The organism is Nodularia sp. UHCC 0506 (assembly GCF_034931045.1).
GTDB lineage: Bacteria > Cyanobacteriota > Cyanobacteriia > Cyanobacteriales > Nostocaceae > Nodularia.
Genome location: NZ_JAYGHH010000011.1, coordinates 68,303 through 88,440, shown reverse-complemented (window position 1 = coordinate 88,440; position 20,138 = coordinate 68,303). Strand labels below are relative to the sequence as shown.

Annotated in this window: 18 protein-coding genes; 4 read left to right on the top strand and 14 right to left on the bottom strand. The window is 39.9% G+C overall.

The features are described from left to right. Positions 1–169: 169 nt before the first annotated feature. Positions 170–943: an SDR family oxidoreductase gene (locus VB654_RS09920; RefSeq protein WP_323213554.1), complete on the top strand. Its 774-nt coding sequence runs from the start codon at positions 170–172 to the stop codon at positions 941–943. Between the two features lie 366 nt (positions 944–1,309). Here VB654_RS09920 and VB654_RS09915 read toward each other — a convergent pair whose 3' ends face one another. The 6 genes from VB654_RS09915 to VB654_RS09890 form a co-directional block, all read right to left on the bottom strand. Then, positions 1,310–2,533 carry a DUF790 family protein gene (locus tag VB654_RS09915; protein ID WP_323213553.1) on the bottom strand — a complete coding sequence of 408 codons (1,224 nt, stop codon included), beginning with the start codon at positions 2,531–2,533 and terminating at the stop codon, positions 1,310–1,312. Next, the gene (locus VB654_RS09910) at positions 2,463–4,037 is read right to left on the bottom strand and encodes a DEAD/DEAH box helicase family protein (protein ID WP_323213552.1); all 1,575 of its coding nucleotides are present in this window, start codon (positions 4,035–4,037) and stop codon (positions 2,463–2,465) included. Before VB654_RS09910 ends, VB654_RS09915 begins: the two co-directional genes overlap by 71 nt. A gap of 117 nt (positions 4,038–4,154) precedes the next feature. After that, positions 4,155–4,877, bottom strand: coding sequence for a hypothetical protein (locus VB654_RS09905; RefSeq protein WP_323213551.1), 723 nt, complete (start codon positions 4,875–4,877; stop codon positions 4,155–4,157). A gap of 14 nt (positions 4,878–4,891) precedes the next feature. Beyond that, complete coding sequence (locus tag VB654_RS09900) at positions 4,892–6,148, bottom strand: ATP-binding protein (RefSeq protein WP_323213550.1); 1,257 nt, start codon at positions 6,146–6,148, stop codon at positions 4,892–4,894. A gap of 171 nt (positions 6,149–6,319) precedes the next feature. Beyond that, positions 6,320–6,637 (bottom strand): hypothetical protein, encoded by a 318-nt coding sequence (locus tag VB654_RS09895; RefSeq protein ID WP_323213549.1) that lies wholly within the window; start codon positions 6,635–6,637, stop codon positions 6,320–6,322. 11 nt (positions 6,638–6,648) lie between these two features. Beyond that, positions 6,649–7,797, bottom strand: coding sequence for a cysteine desulfurase family protein (locus VB654_RS09890; RefSeq protein ID WP_323213548.1), 1,149 nt, complete (start codon positions 7,795–7,797; stop codon positions 6,649–6,651). A gap of 129 nt (positions 7,798–7,926) precedes the next feature. Here VB654_RS09890 and VB654_RS09885 point away from each other — a divergent pair, with 129 nt between their 5' ends. Beyond that, on the top strand, positions 7,927–9,549 hold the full coding sequence (locus tag VB654_RS09885; RefSeq protein ID WP_323213547.1) for a DUF655 domain-containing protein: 1,623 nt from the start codon (positions 7,927–7,929) through the stop codon (positions 9,547–9,549). A gap of 234 nt (positions 9,550–9,783) precedes the next feature. Here the strand turns inward: VB654_RS09885 and VB654_RS09880 are convergent, their stop codons facing one another. The 3 genes from VB654_RS09880 to VB654_RS09870 form a co-directional block, all read right to left on the bottom strand. Then, on the bottom strand, positions 9,784–10,992 hold the full coding sequence (locus VB654_RS09880; protein ID WP_323213546.1) for a bifunctional sterol desaturase/short chain dehydrogenase: 1,209 nt from the start codon (positions 10,990–10,992) through the stop codon (positions 9,784–9,786). A 186-nt stretch (positions 10,993–11,178) separates the two neighbouring features. Next, on the bottom strand, positions 11,179–11,865 hold the full coding sequence (locus tag VB654_RS09875; RefSeq protein WP_323213545.1) for a class I SAM-dependent methyltransferase: 687 nt from the start codon (positions 11,863–11,865) through the stop codon (positions 11,179–11,181). 87 nt (positions 11,866–11,952) lie between these two features. After that, positions 11,953–13,077: a site-2 protease family protein gene (locus VB654_RS09870; protein ID WP_323213573.1), complete on the bottom strand. Its 1,125-nt coding sequence runs from the start codon at positions 13,075–13,077 to the stop codon at positions 11,953–11,955. Positions 13,078–13,479: 402 nt separating this feature from the next. Here VB654_RS09870 and VB654_RS09865 point away from each other — a divergent pair, with 402 nt between their 5' ends. Further along, entirely contained in the window at positions 13,480–15,153 is a 1,674-nt protein-coding gene (locus tag VB654_RS09865) for a vanadium-dependent haloperoxidase (RefSeq protein WP_323213544.1), read from the top strand. A gap of 235 nt (positions 15,154–15,388) precedes the next feature. On the opposite strand, the gene VB654_RS09860 is transcribed toward VB654_RS09865, so the two are convergent. Together VB654_RS09860 and holA are read right to left on the bottom strand one after the other, a co-directional pair. Further along, positions 15,389–15,859 (bottom strand): DUF4168 domain-containing protein, encoded by a 471-nt coding sequence (locus VB654_RS09860; RefSeq protein ID WP_323213543.1) that lies wholly within the window; start codon positions 15,857–15,859, stop codon positions 15,389–15,391. Between the two features lie 102 nt (positions 15,860–15,961). Beyond that, positions 15,962–16,957, bottom strand: coding sequence for a DNA polymerase III subunit delta (holA, locus tag VB654_RS09855; RefSeq protein WP_323213542.1), 996 nt, complete (start codon positions 16,955–16,957; stop codon positions 15,962–15,964). A 90-nt stretch (positions 16,958–17,047) separates the two neighbouring features. Here holA and VB654_RS09850 point away from each other — a divergent pair, with 90 nt between their 5' ends. Continuing rightward, entirely contained in the window at positions 17,048–17,545 is a 498-nt protein-coding gene (locus VB654_RS09850; RefSeq protein WP_323213541.1) for an ureidoglycolate lyase, read from the top strand. A gap of 74 nt (positions 17,546–17,619) precedes the next feature. Here VB654_RS09850 and VB654_RS09845 read toward each other — a convergent pair whose 3' ends face one another. The 3 genes from VB654_RS09845 to VB654_RS09835 all read right to left on the bottom strand — a co-directional run bounded on the left by VB654_RS09845 (position 17,620) and on the right by VB654_RS09835 (position 20,084). Continuing rightward, on the bottom strand, positions 17,620–17,904 hold the full coding sequence (locus tag VB654_RS09845) for a hypothetical protein (RefSeq protein WP_323213540.1): 285 nt from the start codon (positions 17,902–17,904) through the stop codon (positions 17,620–17,622). Between the two features lie 353 nt (positions 17,905–18,257). Further along, a complete protein-coding gene (locus tag VB654_RS09840; RefSeq protein WP_323213539.1) occupies positions 18,258–19,364 on the bottom strand; it encodes a HAMP domain-containing sensor histidine kinase in 1,107 nt (368 codons plus the stop codon). 15 nt (positions 19,365–19,379) lie between these two features. After that, positions 19,380–20,084 carry a response regulator transcription factor gene (locus VB654_RS09835; protein WP_323213538.1) on the bottom strand — a complete coding sequence of 235 codons (705 nt, stop codon included), beginning with the start codon at positions 20,082–20,084 and terminating at the stop codon, positions 19,380–19,382. Between the last annotated feature and the right edge of the window lie 54 nt (positions 20,085–20,138).

Genomic DNA, 20,138 nt, shown 5'->3' with positions numbered 1-20,138 from the left:
CTGCGGTAATTCTGCGGGGTGATGGCATCACAATGGTAACTCAGCGTTTGCGAGTGATTAGATAGAGAATAGGAAATAGGTAGGGGCGAGATGATGTCATTAGCCGCAATTCTGCATAAACCCGCCCCTTTTTGTCTAAAGTATTCTTAACGATTTACTTTTAATTAATATGATTTCTCTACAAAATCAAATTATTCTCATTACTGGGGCGAGTAGTGGTATCGGTGCTGCTTGCGCCAGAATTTTTGCTGGTGCGGGGGCAAAATTGATTTTAGCGGCGCGACGATGGGAACGCTTACAAGAATTAGCAGATACTCTCAACCAAGAATTTGGGGTAGAGAGTCATTTGTTACAGTTAGATGTGCGCGATCGCTTGGCGGTAGAAGCTGCAATTTCCAGTTTACCTGCTGCCTGGTCTGATATCGATATTCTGATTAATAATGCTGGTTTGAGTCGTGGTTTAGACAAGCTGCATGAAGGCGACTTTCTAGACTGGGATGAAATGATTGATACTAATATTAAAGGTTTGCTTTACCTCACCCGTTATGTTGTGCCGGGGATGGTGAAACGCGATCGCGGCCATATTGTGAATTTAGGTTCCATTGCTGGACATCAAACTTATCCCGGTGGTAACGTCTACTGTGCCACTAAAGCTGCTGTTAAGGCAATTTCTGAGGGTTTAAAACAAGACTTATTGGGAACTCCTGTGCGGGTAACTGCCATTGATCCGGGGATGGTGGAAACAGAATTTAGCAATGTGCGCTTTCATGGAGATCATGCACGCGCTGACAAAGTTTACCAAGGTGTCACCCCCCTAACAGCCGATGATGTCGCTGATGTGATATTTTTCTGCGTCACGCGATCGCCTCATGTCAATATTAATGAAATCATACTGATGCCTGTTGACCAAGCCAGCGCCACCCTAGTTCACCGACAAACATAAATAGTGCTGAGTCTTGAGTGCTTTGCTTCATTATTTATCGCGCAACATTTGGAAAACATAAAAAATGTGTGGGCTGATACAATAATTTCTAAATAACTATTGTAGGCTTTGAAAACCCTTTACTTATACCCTTATGGCGGATATTTCCGCTAAAGAAGCACCAGAGCGATAGGGAATGACCTTAGCAAGTATGATCAACTTGTGAAAGTATATGAGTAATTTCCTCCGCCCTGGTGATTTACTTAATTTTGCTAATTTAAATAATAGGAAATATCTCAATTTTACGCTTATATCTTCGAGATGCCATGTTTGTTATCCATCATCAGAGTTAGCGAAGGAGGAGAGAAAGAGCAATTATTTCTATCTTCATAGGTCATCTTCAATTACTGCTAATACAGCTTTTGGTAATAATTTATCTTTAAACCACACAATTTTTGCCGGGACATTATCTAATTTTACTCCCGCTTTTTCTAAATTCAATCTTTCCGAAATAGCTAAAATTAAATTGTCACATCCAGAACGCCGCACTTGATAAAACTTCTTTTGTAAATACTCTGGTCGCCAATAACCGACTATTTCTAATAAAAAGTCTCTCCCATCAGGATGGACTAAACGGAAATCGGGAATCATCACACTACCAGGAATGGGTAATAAATCCACTTCTCGCTCTAATACCCAATCTGTTTTAAGTGCATCCCATTTATCAGCAAAGGATGATTCCAACATACTATCGTAAGGCTTACCCTTGGAATAGTGAGACACTAAACCACATTCAGAATTGAGGGTAAATCGTCCCGTGTTCCAGGCTTTGGTGTAAGCATCACGAGTTTGCAACGTGGCTGAAAGACTCCATTTAGTCACATGAAGTAAAGCCGGAATTAATTTAGCGATCGCCAGCCCATATCTTGTACTAGGATTAAATAAACTCGTTGGCCCATCAACGGTAATTGTAAACCCGTGGTCAGCATCACCTTCAATATAAGCCATTAATTGAAACAACTTCAAATAACGAAACAACAGCTTATATTCCCCAGGAACATTACGATGAGCATTTAAAACCAACTTACTGGCCTTATAAAAAATTCCTTGTACCTGAGACAAATTATATCTATTTAATAAATCCACCGGACCAGGCGCATCAAAATTAGTTAAAATTTTATTTTCAGCCAAATCAGCATATAAACCATCGCGCACCTGTTCCAACAAAACCTCACGTTCCAACTCCTGACTCAACTCATCAGCAATCTTCGTTAAAGTCACCTGAGTAGACTCCCCACTAGGAACCGACTTCGCCGCCAAAGCAAACACCCGTTCCCGTAACATAGGCGGTTCCAAAGGACTCACCACCTCAAAAGTGCAGAAACTACTCTTAAGAATATAAGCCAACCCCCGCTTCACCCGATAATCAGTAGCATCACCCTCCAAATCCAAAAGCTGACGTTCCAACACCCCCTGAGACTTCCCCTTCGCCTCCTCAAAACAAGCAATCAACTCATTCCCCAACTCCATACTCTTCTGATCAATCTTCAACCTCTTCGGAATAATTTCCTCTCCGTTTTGGCGATGACTCAGTAAATCCGTCGGTAACATTCTTCTTATCCGTTGAATACTTAATCTCTAACTGTTCCGCAGCCTTCGGAGTACTAACCTTCCCTCCCCCATAAACAACCTGTAAACTCCCCCTCTTCTCTCCGTGTCCTCTGTGCCTCTGTGGTTCGTTTCTCCTATCTTCCCCCCTACGCCGCGCCGAAGTCCCCTCCTCACTAGTATCCTCAGCCACCACCTCATACAAAATCGCCCGTTTATTAGCCACATTCCCCCTTCTCAACACCCGACCCAAACGCTGAACATATTCCCTAGTAGAACCAGTCCCAGACAAAATAATTGCCACAGAAGCAGCCGGAACATCAACCCCCTCATTCAACACATGAGAAGCCACCAAAGTATTATATTCCCCCTCCCGAAACTTACTTAAAATTTCATGGCGTTCCTTCACAGGAGTTTGATGAGTAATCGCCGGAATTAATAACCTTTCAGAAATACTATAAACCGTCGCATTATCAGCCGTAAAAATGAGAATCCTTTCCGGGAAATGTTCCGCCAACAAATTAGCCAAAATTCTTAACTTGCCATCAGTACCCAAAGCAATGTTTTTCGCTTCCCGATGTGCTAACATAGCCCTACGTCCACCAGGCGATCGCGCACTCATTTTCACAAACATTTGCCAACCTTGGATACTCCCCAAAGAAATTTTAGATTGGCGCAAAAAATCATTGCGAGTTTGAATTAATTGATTGTATCTTTCTCGCTCATGCTGTGATAACTTCACCTTAATTTGCACAATTTCATGGTTAGCCAAAGCACTACCCGCCAAATCCTCAGCGCGTTTGCGATAGACTTCCGGGCCAATGAGAATATTTAAATCCGCGTGTTTTCCATCAGTGCGTTCTGGTGTTGCTGATAATCCTAAACGATAAGGGGCGATCGCATACTCCGCAATTACCCGTCCAAAATCCGTAGGTAAATGATGACATTCATCAAAAACCAGCAAAGCATACTTGTTTCCCAAGTTTTCCGCATGAATAGCCGCACTATCATAAGTCGCCACTAATATTGCAGTGCGATCGCGTGAACCACCACCCAACAAACCCACCTCAGCATCAGGAAACGCCGCTACTAAATGAGCATACCATTGATGCATTAAATCCAAAGTTGGAACCACAATTAAGGTAGTGCGGGGTGTGGATTGCATCGCCATTTGCGCCAGATAAGTCTTTCCAGCCGCCGTAGGTAACACTACAACCCCCTGTCTTCCCTCTAGCTTCCAAGCGGCTAAAGCCTCAGTTTGGTGGGGATAAGGCTCCATTTCTAAGCTGGGAATTAAATCTACAGGATAAAATTCTTTGGCTTCGTCTACAAAATAAACATCTTCAGCTTGTAGCGCTTCCACTAAAGCCCGATATCTCATGGCAGGAATGCGAAACTTTTCGACTCGATCATCCCATGTAGCGTAGTCCATCCAACCTTTACCCCGTGGTGGTGGATGTAAAATTAATGTACCGCGATCAAATTTTAAGGTGGGTGTGCGAGCCATTTAGGGATTTTCCAGAGATATATTCAGAAAATAAATTGTCAAATATTTGGATATATATAATATAGGATTTTCGGTGATTTATTCAGGTTTATTAACCAGTAAATTTATAATAACTTTTCACGAATACTTCCCAAGAGATAAAGTTTGAATAAAAGTACGAGATTCAGGAACATGGTAAAAAATTCTGCCTATACTTTCCATTGTTATAAAATCTAATGCTTTGCTTTGAAGGTCTTCTTCTCGAAGAGTTTGAAGATTCGTAGTACCGTAAAGTAATTGTTTTAATTCTCCTGGTTTCTTCCCTGGTTTTTTGCCAATTAAGTCTTTTGCAGCAGCGATAAATATCTCTGTTGAAGGAAATGTCACAAGCGGAATTACCACAGGTAAGTATTCGTGGGTATAACCTTCTCGTGCCTTCGCTCCATAAAATGTCTCTATTCCTCCTACTAATATTTTAGATATACTGAATCTCCAATCCTTAAAGTAGTCATCAGGTGTAGTAAGCGTATGTTCACTATCAGCAGTGAGTAGTATGATATCCCGGTTACTAATTTCCGTAACTTCTTTTTCAAATTCTGCAAAAGCACCATAAAGAGTATTGGTAACTGCTCTTCTAAATTCGGCAGCTTGTTCACCTGTTAGATAGCAACCACTATTTAATTTTATAACTTCTCTACAATATTTTTCTACTGGATCATGCAGTGTTTGCCTTTTTAATTCACAATAGTTAAGAGTCACATTATTTTCATAACCATTAGATAGAATACATTCAGAAACTTTTCTAAAAATTGACCTATCAGTAGCTCCATCTCCAACAATCCCTATATTTCTCTCTACCATTACATTTTACCTAATTACCCAATTGTCCCGGAGTACCAAAGTTCTGCTAATTGATACTTTGGTATTTGTACTATCCGTTTCCCTGTAGTTTCATCATCTATTATCTCACCTTCTACAGTACCTATACCTACAAGTGTTTCCAGAGATGTATTTAGATTTCTGACATCACTTGTTCTATGACGTTTTTCTAGGCGAACTGTATAAACATGATCTAAGTAATTATGAAATTCACGTAAGACAGAGGGACTATGAGAAGTAATAATAAATTGAGATGTATATCCTTCTGAAGTTGGAGATGTCATTTGCCAAATCCAATGCATTAGTTCTTGAATATTCCCAGGATTTACACCATTTTCAATTTCTTCTAAAAGTATCAAACTTGGTGGTCTATAAAGAGAAGCTAGAAGACTAATAGCCGCCGCTTTCATAAATCCATCCGAAACGGAATCTGGAGTGAACTCCTCTACAGTTGTTTTTCTGCCAAAATCAAACTCCCAAACCAGTTTAGAAATTTTTTCATTATAGCGAACACCTTGAAAATTATTTTCAAATCTCCTCATTAAAGCTGTAAATCTTGTAAATGTCCGTTCCTCTTTTTCTTTAATATATTTAATAACTGCTTGCAATCCCAGCCCTGTACTACCTAATTCAGCAGGAATTTTAATATAATCACTCTTTCCTATTTCATGAGGAGTATCATCAAGATTCCCAATCTGCTCATCTTTAACTAAACCTTTGAGAAAAGCAGGTTGAAAGTGATAACTATATGTATTGGCAAAATCCCCAAAAAAATCTTTACACAATTGTTTTTCTGCTGTTTGCAAAGATGCATTATCTTCAATATCTTGCCTTAAAGCCATTAAGTTAGTTAGCTGTTCATATCCACTGGTAATTATCTTTTCATCTGCACTATCTAGCCTTATTGTTATTTTTTCTTTGCAGCTGGCAGATTCTGGAAAATGCCTATTTTCATATAATTCCATTTCATAGATAATACTTCCCTTTAAGTTATTCCAAGTTATTATAAATCCCATTGGTTCATGATCAGCAGCGAGCCTATAACGGTGAGGATATAAGTCTCTATGAACATTAACTGTTTTATTAATATTTCCAGGACGGCCTCTTCTTACAAGCCTACAAAAGTGTTGTATTCCTGTTAAAAGATTAGATTTACCTGAATTATTATTACCTATCAGCAAGGTTACTGGATGAAGCTCTACAGTAGTCAGTTTATGCGTTTTAAAGTTTTTAAGTGTAACTTGTTTAAACATAATTTTTTTTCTAGTAATGACCAAAATTTTACATTGCTACTGTTAAAAACACAACTGTTACACTGGTAAAAATGAGTAAAATATAATACTTATTTTTGTTTGCAATCATAATTATTATTGTAATAACCTATTATGGATTTACTAGAGATTGTTTTGGGGTGTTCACACTTACTAAGGAAGGTATATAAAATTAGAAAGAGCATTTCCCAAATGAGTGAAGTTATTCTCATGTCGAATGCTTTCTTCTCTCAACTCATCTGTGAAGTTATTAAAATTGAAACTTTCTGGTAATTCTACATCTATAACCAAAATCCCATTTTTTCGATAAATTCTTGCTTGATTTGTCGCTTCAGAGTTTTGTGCAATTGTTTGTTGACTTAAAGCATTAATTTTTTCAGCGATCGCTTCCAAGACAAATTCTTCAGTCGAAACTCCCTGAATACTTGCCCATTCTTCAATCTTTTGTTGGAGTTGATTAGGAAAATTCATATTTTTAACCCTTAAAGTGGCAGTCTTTGCAAAACTTGCTTGAAAACCATCGCCACCCAATCAACATCAGCCTCCGTAGTATCACGCCCCAAAGTCAAACGCACCCCTCCCAAAGCGGCTGATTCTGGATAACCCATTGCTAAGAGTATAGGACTAGGGCTAAGTTTACCACTGTGACAGGCAGAACCGGCACTGATACCAATACCAGCTAAATTCATTTGTCGGACTAAGGCTTTACCACTGAGTTTTTTACCATCGGCGTGTTCTAGACAAAAACTGACATGATGCGGTAAGCGATGATTAAAATCGCCTGTGGGAATTAAACCCGGAATATCTGCTAAGTGAGAAAATAGGCGATCGCGCAACTTGATTAAACGGGGGATCTCACTCGATAATTCTACTGTGGCTAATTCGGCTGCAATTCCAAAACCAGCGATCGCAGGTACAGCTTGAGTCCCCGAACGCAATCCCATTTCTTGACCACCACCACCCAGCAAAGGTACTAATTCTATATTCGGTCGCACATACAGCGCCCCAGCCCCTTGGGGTCCATATATTTTATGACTAGAAAGACTGAGTAAATCTATTGGTAATTTCTGCACATCTAGGGGTACACGTCCCGCAGCTTGGACTGCATCTGTGTGAAATAAAACCCCATTTTTTTGAGCAATATTTCCCAATTCAGTAATTGGTTGCACTGTGCCGATTTCACTTTGTCCATAAATCACCGAAACTAAAACAGTGTTATTTTGCAACGCTGCTGTTAAATCCTGGGGGTTAACTCTACCTTTGCTATCCACACCCAAACGCGTTACTTCCCAACCCCACATTTCCAATAACCTCGCTGGTTCAGAAATAGCCGAATGTTCCACCTGGGAAATAATTATGTGTTGCGGCACATTATATAATCTGGCAATGCCCATAATGGCTAAATTATTGGCTTCTGTACCACTAGCTGTAAAAACTATAGATTCTGGATTAGCCGCATTAATTAAACTCGCAACTTGGATTCTGGCTTGTTCTATCATTGTGGCGGCTCGTTGTCCCCACTCATGTAAACTGGAAGGATTGCCCCATTCTTGACTTAGGGCTGTCTGCATAGCTGCGATCGCTTCTGGGCGAGTGGGAGTAGTGGCACTGTAATCTAAATATATTTGCATATTATCAATAATTGTGTAAAAAAAGCTGAATATTTCTGCATCAATAGGTGGATCTGATTATCTGCGGATATAGTTTGGGAAATATAAATGTGTTCGTCCCCAATTCACTTTTAACAAATTACCGTACAGATGTTTCCACCAAGAAAATATTTTTTGATCTTTTTTCTGGTTTTAGCCATAGTTGCTTGTCAAAAAGCCCAACCTCAAAATCAGCTTTTAGCAGCCTTACCACAAGATCCATTAGTTCAAGTTTACTTTAACCATTCCCAGGCTTCAGAATACAAAGAACCTTACCGCCAACAAACTCGCCTGGGAGATAATTTAGAACAACAAATTATTGATACTATTTCTCAAGCTAAAGCCACAGTAGATGTCGCTATTCAAGAATTGCGTTTACCTAAAATTGCCCAAGCACTAGTAGAGAGACAAAAAGCAGGTGTGAAAGTGAGGGTTATTTTAGAAAATAATTATAGTCATCCTTGGAGTAGTTTAACACCTGCGGAAATCCAAAAGTTTACACCTAGAGAACAAGCCCGTTATCAAGAATTTTTTAATTTTGTTGATTTAAACCAAGATCATCAACTGAGTCCCGAAGAAATCAATCAACGAGATGCATTAATAATTTTAGAAAATGCCAAAATACCTTGGATAGATGATCGTGCTGATGGTTCAGCCGGTAGTAATTTAATGCATCACAAATTTGTTATTGTTGATAATCGTTGGGTAATTACAACTTCAGCTAATTTTACTTTAAGTGATGTACATGGTGATTATACAAATTTTAGCAGTTTAGGAAATGCTAATAATTTTTTACAAATTGATAGCCCAAAATTAGCTATTTTATTTACTGAAGAATTTAATATTATGTGGGGTGATGGTCCCGGAGGTCAACCAGATAGTAGATTCGGCTTGCAAAAACCAATGCGATCGCCTCAAACTATAACATTAGGTGAAACCAAAATCACCGTCCATTTTTCACCGACTTCCCCCACTCAACCTTGGTATAAATCTAGTAATGGTTTAATCGGAAAAACTTTAGATTCTGCCACTAAATCTATTGATATGGCATTATTTGTTTTTTCTGAACAGAGTCTAGCTAATATTCTCAAAACTCGGCATCAAAAAAATGTTTCTATTCGGGCTTTGATTGATTCCCAATTTGCCTATCGTTACTATAGCGAAGGTTTAGATATGATGGGAGTAACGCTGAGTAATGATTGTAAATATGAAATAGATAATAATCCTTGGCAAAAACCTTTAACTACTGTGGGAATACCTATCTTAGCTAGAGGTGATTTATTGCATCATAAATTTGCCGTCATTGACCAAGAAACAGTGATTACAGGTTCTCACAACTGGTCAAAAGTTGCCAATCATGGTAATGATGAAACACTGTTAATAGTGGAAAATCCAACGATTGCAGCCCATTACGTGCGTGAATTTGACCGTCTTTATGGTGATGCTAAACTTGGTGTACCGCCATCAGTTCAGAAAAGAATTGCCACAGAAAAAAAACAATGCGCTCAAATAATCAGCCCCAAATCAACTGATAATCTAGAAATTAAACCCATAAATGTCAATACGGCGACTTTAGCGGAATTAGTAACACTTCCGGGAGTAGGTAAAAAACTAGCACAAAGAATTATCACAGCTCGTCAGCAGCAAAAATTCACATCTCTCCAAGATATAACCAGAGTATCAGGAATTAGTACCAGAATGACACAACAATGGCGCGATCGCATTACTTGGTAATCCTAAATTGAACGCAAATGGACGCAGATTAACACAGATAAAGATGGATTAATCCAGAAATTTCAGGATTATGTGCAGTCTCACATAAAATTGGTTAAACGATTAGGGCGGGTTTACCAATATCTTGGTTAATCATCAATCATATCTCTAAACCCACCCCTACTCCAAGAATTTGTTTGGTTAAATTCTGTGTCGTCTAGTTCCCATGTAGATTTTACACAGCCAACTGAATTACTACTCTTGAGCAGCTTTGCTGAAAATTCGATAATACAACCATGTACTAGCTTCCTTCACAGGAAAAAACAAGTATGTGAGAGGATTGATAGTGACAATAATATTTCGGTAATCGCGTCGGGCTAAAAATAGGATACCACGGGCTACTTGCTGGGCTGACATGACACCATAGGGATTGAGTTGACTCTTAAAAGGCCCCAAAATTAACTTACGAATTACACAATCACCATCTAAACGCTTCAAAGTCACAATATTTCCTAATGTCCGTTTACTCAGTTCATACAGGGGACTCAAAGCCGGGGAAACCTCAGCCTCAGAAGTATTCACCCAAATTTCCTTAGTCGCCTTAGCTTGTGGTCCTGTAACAGTAGTTAAAAATATATCCATCAACCGCAAGGCCGAGAAAGTATTCACCTGATAGGAAGATGCGATCGCCTCTGGTGTGCGGCTATTGTAAACGTTGACACCATGATTGATAATCAAAATATCGATTTTCTCAAAACTTTTCCTGAGTTCAGCTTCGTTACCTAACTCCCAGGAAAGCACCTTAAAATTAGTCTGCGGTGCTAATTTTTCTGGATTAGTGGTTAAGGCTACCACCTTAGCATTATGCTTGAGCAATTCAGCCGTTAATGCTTGACCAAGAGAACCTGATGCACCAGTTAAAGCGACCGTTTTACCTTTAAGAGATAATCCCGTACCCAGTATTTTATCCACTAGAGGAAAGACACCACTATAGTAAGCATCGACATTATCAAAATGATGTCGCCAATGGTAAGTTCGATTTACCCACCAAACAGAGGGAATGATCTGTAAAGGGCCGGGTAAGTGATTGTAGTCTGTATCGATTTTACCAGAGAAATATCGCACAGAAGCACCATACAAAAAAGTACCGCCATAGAACACTCCCAGCCATAACCCCATTTGGTGAACTACTAAGGCAATGATGCTTAAAGCCGCAACCAGTAAAACCGATTCCACAATATCGTGATAAAGCTGGGAATCTTGGTAAGCTTGCACAGAGACTATAGATAAATCCCGACGATATACCTGATGATGTTTATTGTGCCATTTAGCCAACCATTTCACTTCGTGACACAAAACATGATAACTGTCTCTTAATACCTCAGCCAGCAACAGCGAAAAGATTCCCCAACCAGCAAACGGCAAAGCAGTATTGACCAACACCCCATTAATTTGACCCAACATTGTCATATTTTCCTGCACACCACTTGTCTTAATCTTTCTTCATATTGTGACAGATTAGAACTGAAGTAAGGGAATAACAAATAAATAGGACTTACGCAAAAACTCTCTGAAACCCTCTTAACTCTGTGTCCTCTGTGCCTCTGTGGTTTGTTTATATCTTAGAAGTCCTTAACAAAACAAACACCATTATTTAGTGCTGATTTTCTGATATTCCAGCCGTACTTGCAGAATATCAACCCGTTCACTTTCATAAAATAGAACACGGCTGACTTCTTGCAAACCCAACTCTGTAAACTGGGCTAATTCAGAATTAGACAAAGGCCAGGGAGGTCCATCAGGTTCCATCTCTGTCTCCCGTAACCGATTAATCACCACTAAAGTTCCTGCGACTGCAACCACAGAAGCCACCGATGTAATGACAGTAGAACGGAGACTTAAAGGTAAAGCTTGGATATTCCTGATTTCTACAACTAAATCAAAAGCCTGATGCCATTGTGAAGGCAGCGCCAATAAATCTGCAACTATATAGTTTACAGCAGAATCAGGAAAACGTTGCTGACACCAATCAATAGCCGTAGGCGAAATATCAAAAGCAGTAACTTGAAATCCCCTTGCGGCTAAAGCCTCTGCATCATCTCCCAAACCGCACCCAATCACTAACGCTGAATGTCCCTCACCTTCAGGGTTAAAAGTTTTCAACCAATCTTGTAAATAAGGGTGACAAGTTAACTTAGCCCAAGGAATTTGTGTCACATCACCTTGAGACTGACTATACAAAATATCAAACCATGCTGTCGGATTTTCTTCTTCTATAGCTTGAGTCGCTAACTGTTTCACCCGTTGCTGTAAACCTTCTGGCTGTTTCTCAAACATCTTTAACTCTGGTGCGCCTCTGTGTGAGATCCAAAAAACCCCCAGACAAACTGAGGGATTTTGAACTTATGCAATTTTTCTAGAAAATTATACAGGATTAGGTTGAGTTTTATTTTGCAGTAGCTGAATAATCGCTGTTTTTTCTAAAATCCCTACCAATACACCATTGTCACGAATTACAGAAAGTGTAGATAACTTTTTTTGTTCAAGTAACTGAACCACTTCCAACAGAGGTTGGTCTGATTTAACTGTAGTAGTTTCCTCAATGGACTTCATCACTACGCTAACTGGAGTTTCTGACCACTGCGTTGTGGGAATAATCCGTAAATCGTTGAGGTTAATTGCACCGATTAGTTTTCCGTCTTCATCAGTGACTAAGAATGTTTTCCAGTCTTGATTGTTAAAAATTCGTTGGTCTGCAAATTCTCTGAGGCTAGTATTGGCAGATACAATGGGACTATTAAAGGTAACAGCATCTGCTGCCGTCAAACCTGTGAATTTTTCCTGTACTCTCGCAAATTGCGCTGTTTTACCAGCATTTTGCAACAAGAAGAAACCGATTAATAAGTTCCAAAAGTTAGCGAAGCTACCAAAGAATAATAGGGGAATTAAACCAGATGCGATCGCTACCCAACCAAATACTTGTCCGACTCGACTAGCAAAAGTTACACCTTTGTAGGGGTTGCCTGTAATCTTCCACACAGCAGCCTTGAGGATATTACCACCATCTAAGGGCAAGCCAGGAATCAGGTTAAATAATGCTAATGCCAAGTTTACAGAAGCCAGAACACCAAGGATAGCTGCGGTTGCACCTGTAGCGGCGGTAGTGACACCGATTGCTGTAAATACACCACAGAGGAGGAAACTAACTAAAGGCCCTGCGATCGCCACCCAAAATGCTTCACCTGGGGTTTCTGATTCTTTTTCTAAACTCGCCAAGCCACCAAATATAAATAATGTGATGGATTTAACATCAATTCCTTGACGAATTGCGACAAAACTATGTCCTAATTCATGGGCGACGACAGAGGCAAACAATAACAACGCTGTCATCAATCCCAGTGTTAAAGTTAGTCCCCCAGACAACCAGGGAAATTGTGCCGTCAGTCCACTGCTATAACTCCAAGCTACCAAGCCCAGAACTAGAAACCACGACGGATGGATATAGAAGGGAATCCCGAAGAGATTACCAACGCGAATTGTGCCATTCATGCCGTACACCTTTGAATACATCTGTAAGAGATTTGCTGGTGCTGTTCTCTATGAATTTATTGTAACGTAATGTTAAAAAATTTAAATCTTGGTCATAGTTGTGTTAACCGTCCTTTTTGGGGCGGTTGTCGGGAATAAATTTTCCAGCTTTCCGAAATGCTGCGATCGCAATCAGTATATATAGGTATGTTCAAACAAAGCTAGTTACTCAAGCTTGAAAAAGTGTGTGCTTTCCCAGATTGAATAACTTGTAATTGTTACCAGCCGATTTGAACATTAAATTTTCTCGATAGTGTCAAATAGCCTCTAGCTACCAGATTGTACTTTTATCTTTCAGATAAGAGCATATCGGGATGGTCAATAGTATCTACTTTTATTAAATTTATCCAGGAACTTCACATCATGCGTCCAGAACGTCCAGCACGTCCCACACCACCAGCGCGTCCAGACCGTCCAGCACGTCCGTCACGTCCAGCGCGTCCAGAACCTTCAGATTGCAAAGAACTTGTCCCTGAAAACAGTAAACAACGGCAAAGATCATCTCGTAAAATCCGCCAAGATGCAGCAAAAATTGCCTTTAACAGAGGTATTGAAGATCATGTTTGTAATGGTGAAGAACAGGAATATTTAGGTGCTGATGGGTCTCCTAACTATATTGCTAACTTCTCTAAAGGTTTGCCACACAATCAACTAGGCGAAGTAGATCCCAAAGCCTACAATACCCTGCTTAAAGCTCTCAAAAGTGGTAAACCAAAAGATTTTGAAGCTATTACTCTGGGCAAAGGTCGCAAATTGGCTAATCCACAAGCCGGACTAGCTTTTGACCTCCAAGGCCCCGACGGTCATGCAATTACTATCCCTCCTGCACCCCGCATTGACTCGCCAAGAAACTCCGGAGAAGCAGCTGAAGTTTACTGGATGGCGTTGTTGCGGGATATCAATTTCACTGACTTTAGCCAAAAGTCCTTGGTGGAGGAAGCAGTAGCAGACTTATCGCAGTTCTCCGATTTTCGTGGGCCAAAAATTGGCGGACGTGTCACCCCAGAGTCCCTTTTCCGAGGTAATTTTGCTGGTGATTTAGTTGGCCCTTACATTTCCCAGTTTTTACTCAAGGATATTACCTATGGTTCCCTGACCATTTCCCAAAGACAAAAAACTGTACAACCAAATATTAATTATTTGACTGATTACGACGAGTGGCTAAATGTGCAGAACGGTGGTGCCACAGGTGCAGATAAATTCGATTCTACACCCCGCTATATCCGTAACATCCGAGATATTGGTCAGTACGTCCACGTTGATGCTCTCTACGAAGCTTACCTAAATGCTTGCTTAATTCTGTTAGACATTAAAGCTCCAATGGATGAAGGCAACCCCTACAATAATTCCAAAACTCAAGTCGGGTTCGCTACGTTCGGTAGTGCGTACATCCTGAGTTTGGTGACTGAAGTTGCAACTAGAGCGCTCAAAGCTATATGGTTCCAAAAGTGGTTTGTGCATCGTCGCCTGCGTCCAGAAGCCTTTGGTGGACTAGTTCACAACCATCTGATCGGCAAGGCAGAATATCCTATTGATCAGGAGATTTTAGATTCGGGTGTATTGGCAAAAGTCTACAGTCGCTATGGTAATTATTTGATCCCAATGGCATTTCCTGAAGGTTCTCCTACCCATCCCGCCTATGGTGCTGGACACGCTATTGTAGCCGGTGCTTGTGTGACGATTCTCAAAGCCTGGTTTGATGAATCTTGGCAGATTAAGAATCCAGTGGTTCCTAATGATGATGGTACTGAGCTAATTGCATATACTGGTGCTGATGCCGGACATCTCACTGTCGGTGGTGAATTGAACAAGGTTGCTGCTAACATTTCACTTGGTCGTGATGGTGCTGGTGTTCACTGGCGCACTGACTATACTGAGTCTGTCAGACTAGGTGAACAAATAGCGATTGGACTTCTGCAAGAGCAGTCACTTACCTACAATGAAGATAATTCCTTCACTTTGACTAAGTTCGATGGTAAGAAAGTAAAAATTTCTCGTGACGAGGTCAAGCACTTAATGAGTGACAACGACGACTAGTTATGGCAAAGTGCTGAGTGCTGTTATTGGGGTGTTTAATCTCTGCTGAGTAGAAACCAAGTAGAGGTGGGTTGATGAAAATTACTATTGGTAATTGAACATATATATAAACCCGCCCCTACATTAAGGTTTTCAGTCATCATTGGGGGTTACTATATTAGTTGCTGATTATCAATAACTAATCCTTACCCTGGGCGTAATCCGGGAGTATTCTTAGTAATTTATTCAACCGAGTTTATGGTTTTTTTTGCAGGCGAATTAATGTATTGTAGACCTGTCGTTTTAAGTTATTGTTATTTTGTAGCTCGACAGTAATTTTGTTAAACCGTTCAATACTCAGTCCATTATCTTCAACTATTTTTTGAGAGCGATTACAGTAAGTCACTGCGATATCTTGAGCTTGCCGTGGTAGGCTGTTCATGCTTTTAGGATCATTACAAATAATTTTGGGTATTTCTCCACCCCCAATGAGTTTTTTTATTTCATCAAAAGCCTGTTGACGCGGCGTTTCCATTGCTAACACAGCTTGAGCGTAGTTGGTTATGTCGTCAGTATTGTTAACGGCAGGTGTTTGAGCATCAGCCGGAGAAATGAAGGTCGTACTGGTGGTAACTAAACTAGCAGTTGTCAGAATACCGAAGAATAGACTTTGGGGAAATAGATATCGCAGGCTAGTTGGAAAAAATAAATTAGAAATTCTTTTCATAAAGTCTATGAGACAAAAGTATAGTAGGGATATGTTAATGGCTTTGAATTATTTTAGGCGCGAGAAGTTCCAGAGAATGGTCTGGTAACTAAATTTTTATATTTAATGTCTACTGCGCTGGCATACTTGACAAAGTTCTATGACTTTGGTTTGAAGTGCAGATACCTCAGTTGCTCCTTGCTTGAGACTGACTTCTAACTCTAACAGTAGTGGTAAGCAGTAGACTAGTTGCTGTACAGAAAGTGTTTTGATTTCTTGTTGTAAAAAGTAAATACGTTTGGGGTTGCTAATTTCGGCTAATTTGGCGATCGCTTGAGGATTGCGTTCCCCACTTTCCATCGCCATCTTGACTAATAACCAGGTACGAAACTGACCTATAAGAGTAGCAACTATCTTTAATCCCGGTTCGGCAACATTAATCAAGTCAGCCAAAATAGTTAGAGCTTTAGCTGTTTCTCCCATTCTAATCGCTGCCGCTAATTGTAAACTATTTTGAGTAGTATTTCTGACTAATTGTGTAATGGTATCTACGTCTAAAGGTTTACCGCTATCCGATGTATAAAGACGTAACTTTTCCATCTCGTTATACAGTAGCCGTGTATCATTACCTACAGCTTCGGCTAAAATTTCCGCCGTCCGGGGAGTCAGTTTTACTCCCACAGTTTGAGCCACTTGATTGACTGACTCTACCAATAGTTCTATCTTCCAAGGTGGGATCAGGGGAAATTCTCGAAATTCGTTGGCGGATTTTTTCAGTAATTTGGTAGATTTCAGGCGTTCATCTGGTTTGTTGCGAGTGGTGAGTAATAACCAGGAGTTTTCGGGAATGACTGACAGGGTGCGCGTCAGTTCGGCTAAGATATTGTCTGGGCAGTGCTGACAAAGGGTGGTATTAATTAGCCACACCAAGCGTCCACCAGCGCCAAAGGGTGGTGTCATCACTTCATTTAAACCCGCGATCGCTGCGTCGGTTTGGTCTGGGGATAAAGATGTATAGTTAAAACTTGTCCAAAGAGGATCGAGGATGCGATCGCGTAATGCTGTAACGGCTTTTTCAATGGCAAAATCATCCTCACCCCAGTAAACATAGATTGGCATAGATGAACCTCATAGCAGCTGCGGGTACAAATAAATTTCCAAAAGATATTATCCTAGAATTACCCGACATTAATATTAACAGTCAGATTTATGAGTACATCACAAACAGTACAACAATTACAAGCTGAATGGATAACACCAGAAAATTTTCGGCGGTATGGACAAGTAATTTCTGCTAGTGAAGATGGCAAAATTTATGATGCTGAAGATGCCCAATTAAATCTCAAAAATGGCACACCGCGATTTTATATTATGAGGCTAGAAAAGCGGGGGCGGAGGTTTAATAAAATTACTCGTCATTTGCAATGTACCCAATGTTTAGGTTCTTTAGCAGGAAAAGATTGGTTAATTGCAGTTTGTCCTCCTCATAATGACTTAAGTGAACCAGTATTAGCAGAGATTTCAGCTTTCCGCATACCAGGAAATTGCTTTATCAAGTTAAATGAAGGTACTTGGCACGCTGGCCCTTATTTTGAGCATGAAGTTGTAGATTTTTATAATTTAGAACTTGCTAATACTAATGTAGTAGATCATTTCACTCATGATTTTTTCCAAAGTCATCAATTAGAGTTGGAAATGGTAACTTGATTTTGCTTTTAATTAATGAAGCAGGGCGTATATGCTTTAACAAGCGTAACAAATCGTTATCCAAAAAACCACTTTCATAATAGATAAGTTAAACAATATGAAAGACTAAAGGCAAACATAGCAAAAATCACTGGAACCACAGTGCTAAGTTCCAGTTGGCGATTATTGGCTATTTTCCATAAAGACATCATAATAGTTACAGGCCAGAAAATAGTTGTGATCACAAACATCACAAAAGATAAAAATTGCTCCTCTGGGCTAGAAATAGGATGACGCAAGGAAAACTTTAGCCAATGAATGAAAAAATAGCAGGTCATCAGCAAATAGCTAATCAGTAAACTTAATTGCAACTGATTCATTTTTAGCACTCCTTATAATTAATTCCACACAGATTAATAAAGTTATTATATTGTTTGATTACCAAATATCCAGCTAAACATAACCTGGATTTTGGTTTTACTGATGTAACCCTAATATTTTTTAACTATATAAATATGATACACAACTAGTAAACACATAAAACAGTGTTTATGCTTAACTTGGATGGAAATTTAGTTAGGTGGTAATTATCACACATCTGTGAATCAATTAATTTACATTAATTCATGAAGAAATAAATGTTACAAGATTGGAAAATTTAGTAATTTCATATACAGGATAACTGATACTTGAAAGAATGCAAATGCAGTCAGCTTGTGTCAATTTTTTGTATTTACGCCAAAGGTAAGCAAAAACGAAAAGTGCTACCAATTCCCAGTTCGCTTTCTACATAAATTTTACCGTTTTGCAGTTCCACTAAACGACGGGTGATAGTTAAACCAATACCAGTACCACCAGAATTGCGATCGCGTGATTGGTCAGCCCGCCAAAACCGTTCAAATACATGGGGTAAATCCTCGGAGGAAATGCCAAGACCTGTATCAATAACAGCAATCCAAAGTTGAGATACTGCAACAGAAACACGAATAGTAATTGCACCTTTGACAGTATAACGGATAGCATTACCCAGTAAATTGACTAACACCTGTTCTGTCCGGTCAATATCTGCCAATACCAAAGGTAATTGGTCAGGACATTCCCAGCTTAAAACCGGGCCATCTTCTAACAGCTGGTCACTAAATTTTTCCACCAATGACTCTAATAAAGGCCATAAATTCACAGGTTGAATATTAATTGGCAAATAACCAGCTTCTGCCTTAGATAATTCTTGTAAATCGTTAACTAATCTCTCTAAACGCTTTGTTTCCTTAGCCAATCGGCGATAAATCTCAGGCGATGGTTCTATTTCACCATCAGCGAGTTCTTCTAAATAACCCCGCACAACCGTTAATGGTGTCCGCAGTTCATGAGTCATATCACCAATTAATTCTCGCCGTCGTGCTTCCACCCCTTCTAAACTAGCCGCCATCTGATTAAAACTAGTCCCCAGGCGATGCAGTTCGGGAATATCAGATAAAGGTAATCGCGCCTCTAGCTGACCAGAGGCAAACTTTTGAGTGATTTGTTCCATCTCTGTCAACCGCAGCATAATTCGTTTGGATACCCAATAACTCAAGCCTCCCGCAGCAGTACTACCAAAGACAACAGACCAAATTGTGCTACGCCGCCAAGCAGTTTCAAATCCTTGCACTAATTCAGTCCGAATATTAATTAATCTCATACCCCGACTTTCTAACCTCTGCAAGTGCAGGAAAAAAAAGCGGGGAGAAGAGATCCCACTAATGATTACCAGACTAAGCAAGCCCACAATCATCACTACAAGGTGGGATAAAAACAGACGCGATGCCAGAGGCAAAGACTTTGACCAACGCCAGCCCATGCCATTTTCCTCACGCTACAGGGTATCTTCAAACTTATACCCTACCCCAACCACAGTTTTAATAAAAGTGGGACTAGCGGGATCAGGTTCAACTTTTTTCCGCAATCTTGCTACATGAGTATCTACAACCCGTTCATCACCAAAAAAATCATCACCCCAAAGTTTATCAATTAGTTGAGTCCGGTTCCAAACTCGACCAGGATTACTGACAAAGGTGTTTAATAAATTAAATTCTAAAGTAGTTAAGTCTAAAGTTTCAGCAGGTTGGGAATTAATCTGCCGTATCGCAGTGTGCTGGTCTAAATCAATCACAAAGTGTTGAGTTCGATTTACCTGATGCTGTCCCCCTTGACGGAGACTACGCCGTAATAATGCCCGAACCCTAGCAATTAACTCTCTGGGACTGAAGGGTTTAACCATGTAGTCATCAGCACCAGTCGATAAACCAATCACCCGATCAATTTCCTCACCCCTAGCTGTCAGCATCAAAATATAAGGATCTTTTGCACCTGGTTGTTGGCGAATCCGCGCACACACTTCCAGCCCATCCAATCCCGGAATCATTAAGTCGAGGATAATTAAATCTGGTGGTTGTTCCTGAAACATTTGTAAAGCGTTGATCCCATCGCGGCTAATACGACAGTCAAACCCCTCTTTGTTTAAAGAATGTTGGATTAACTGAGAAATTTCCAGTTCATCTTCAACAATTAAAATATCCATCTCATTAGGATTTAATAAAAAAATACGCAGAGTAATTCCCTAATTTGCCATTCT

Excerpts from the sequence above, each read along its gene's own strand:
- VB654_RS09920 (WP_323213554.1), top strand. The coding sequence starts at position 170 with ATGATTTCTCTACAAAATCAAATTATTCTCATTACTGGGGCGAGTAGT.
- VB654_RS09915 (WP_323213553.1), bottom strand. The coding sequence starts at position 2,533 with ATGTTACCGACGGATTTACTGAGTCATCGCCAAAACGGAGAGGAAATT.
- VB654_RS09910 (WP_323213552.1), bottom strand. The coding sequence starts at position 4,037 with ATGGCTCGCACACCCACCTTAAAATTTGATCGCGGTACATTAATTTTA.
- VB654_RS09905 (WP_323213551.1), bottom strand. The coding sequence starts at position 4,877 with ATGGTAGAGAGAAATATAGGGATTGTTGGAGATGGAGCTACTGATAGG.
- VB654_RS09900 (WP_323213550.1), bottom strand. The coding sequence starts at position 6,148 with ATGTTTAAACAAGTTACACTTAAAAACTTTAAAACGCATAAACTGACT.
- VB654_RS09895 (WP_323213549.1), bottom strand. The coding sequence starts at position 6,637 with ATGAATTTTCCTAATCAACTCCAACAAAAGATTGAAGAATGGGCAAGT.
- VB654_RS09890 (WP_323213548.1), bottom strand. The coding sequence starts at position 7,797 with ATGCAAATATATTTAGATTACAGTGCCACTACTCCCACTCGCCCAGAA.
- VB654_RS09885 (WP_323213547.1), top strand. The coding sequence starts at position 7,927 with ATGTTTCCACCAAGAAAATATTTTTTGATCTTTTTTCTGGTTTTAGCC.
- VB654_RS09880 (WP_323213546.1), bottom strand. The coding sequence starts at position 10,992 with ATGTTGGGTCAAATTAATGGGGTGTTGGTCAATACTGCTTTGCCGTTT.
- VB654_RS09875 (WP_323213545.1), bottom strand. The coding sequence starts at position 11,865 with ATGTTTGAGAAACAGCCAGAAGGTTTACAGCAACGGGTGAAACAGTTA.
- VB654_RS09870 (WP_323213573.1), bottom strand. The coding sequence starts at position 13,077 with ATGAATGGCACAATTCGCGTTGGTAATCTCTTCGGGATTCCCTTCTAT.
- VB654_RS09865 (WP_323213544.1), top strand. The coding sequence starts at position 13,480 with ATGCGTCCAGAACGTCCAGCACGTCCCACACCACCAGCGCGTCCAGAC.
- VB654_RS09860 (WP_323213543.1), bottom strand. The coding sequence starts at position 15,859 with ATGAAAAGAATTTCTAATTTATTTTTTCCAACTAGCCTGCGATATCTA.
- holA (WP_323213542.1), bottom strand. The coding sequence starts at position 16,957 with ATGCCAATCTATGTTTACTGGGGTGAGGATGATTTTGCCATTGAAAAA.
- VB654_RS09850 (WP_323213541.1), top strand. The coding sequence starts at position 17,048 with ATGAGTACATCACAAACAGTACAACAATTACAAGCTGAATGGATAACA.
- VB654_RS09845 (WP_323213540.1), bottom strand. The coding sequence starts at position 17,904 with ATGAATCAGTTGCAATTAAGTTTACTGATTAGCTATTTGCTGATGACC.
- VB654_RS09840 (WP_323213539.1), bottom strand. The coding sequence starts at position 19,364 with ATGGGCTGGCGTTGGTCAAAGTCTTTGCCTCTGGCATCGCGTCTGTTT.
- VB654_RS09835 (WP_323213538.1), bottom strand. The coding sequence starts at position 20,084 with ATGGATATTTTAATTGTTGAAGATGAACTGGAAATTTCTCAGTTAATC.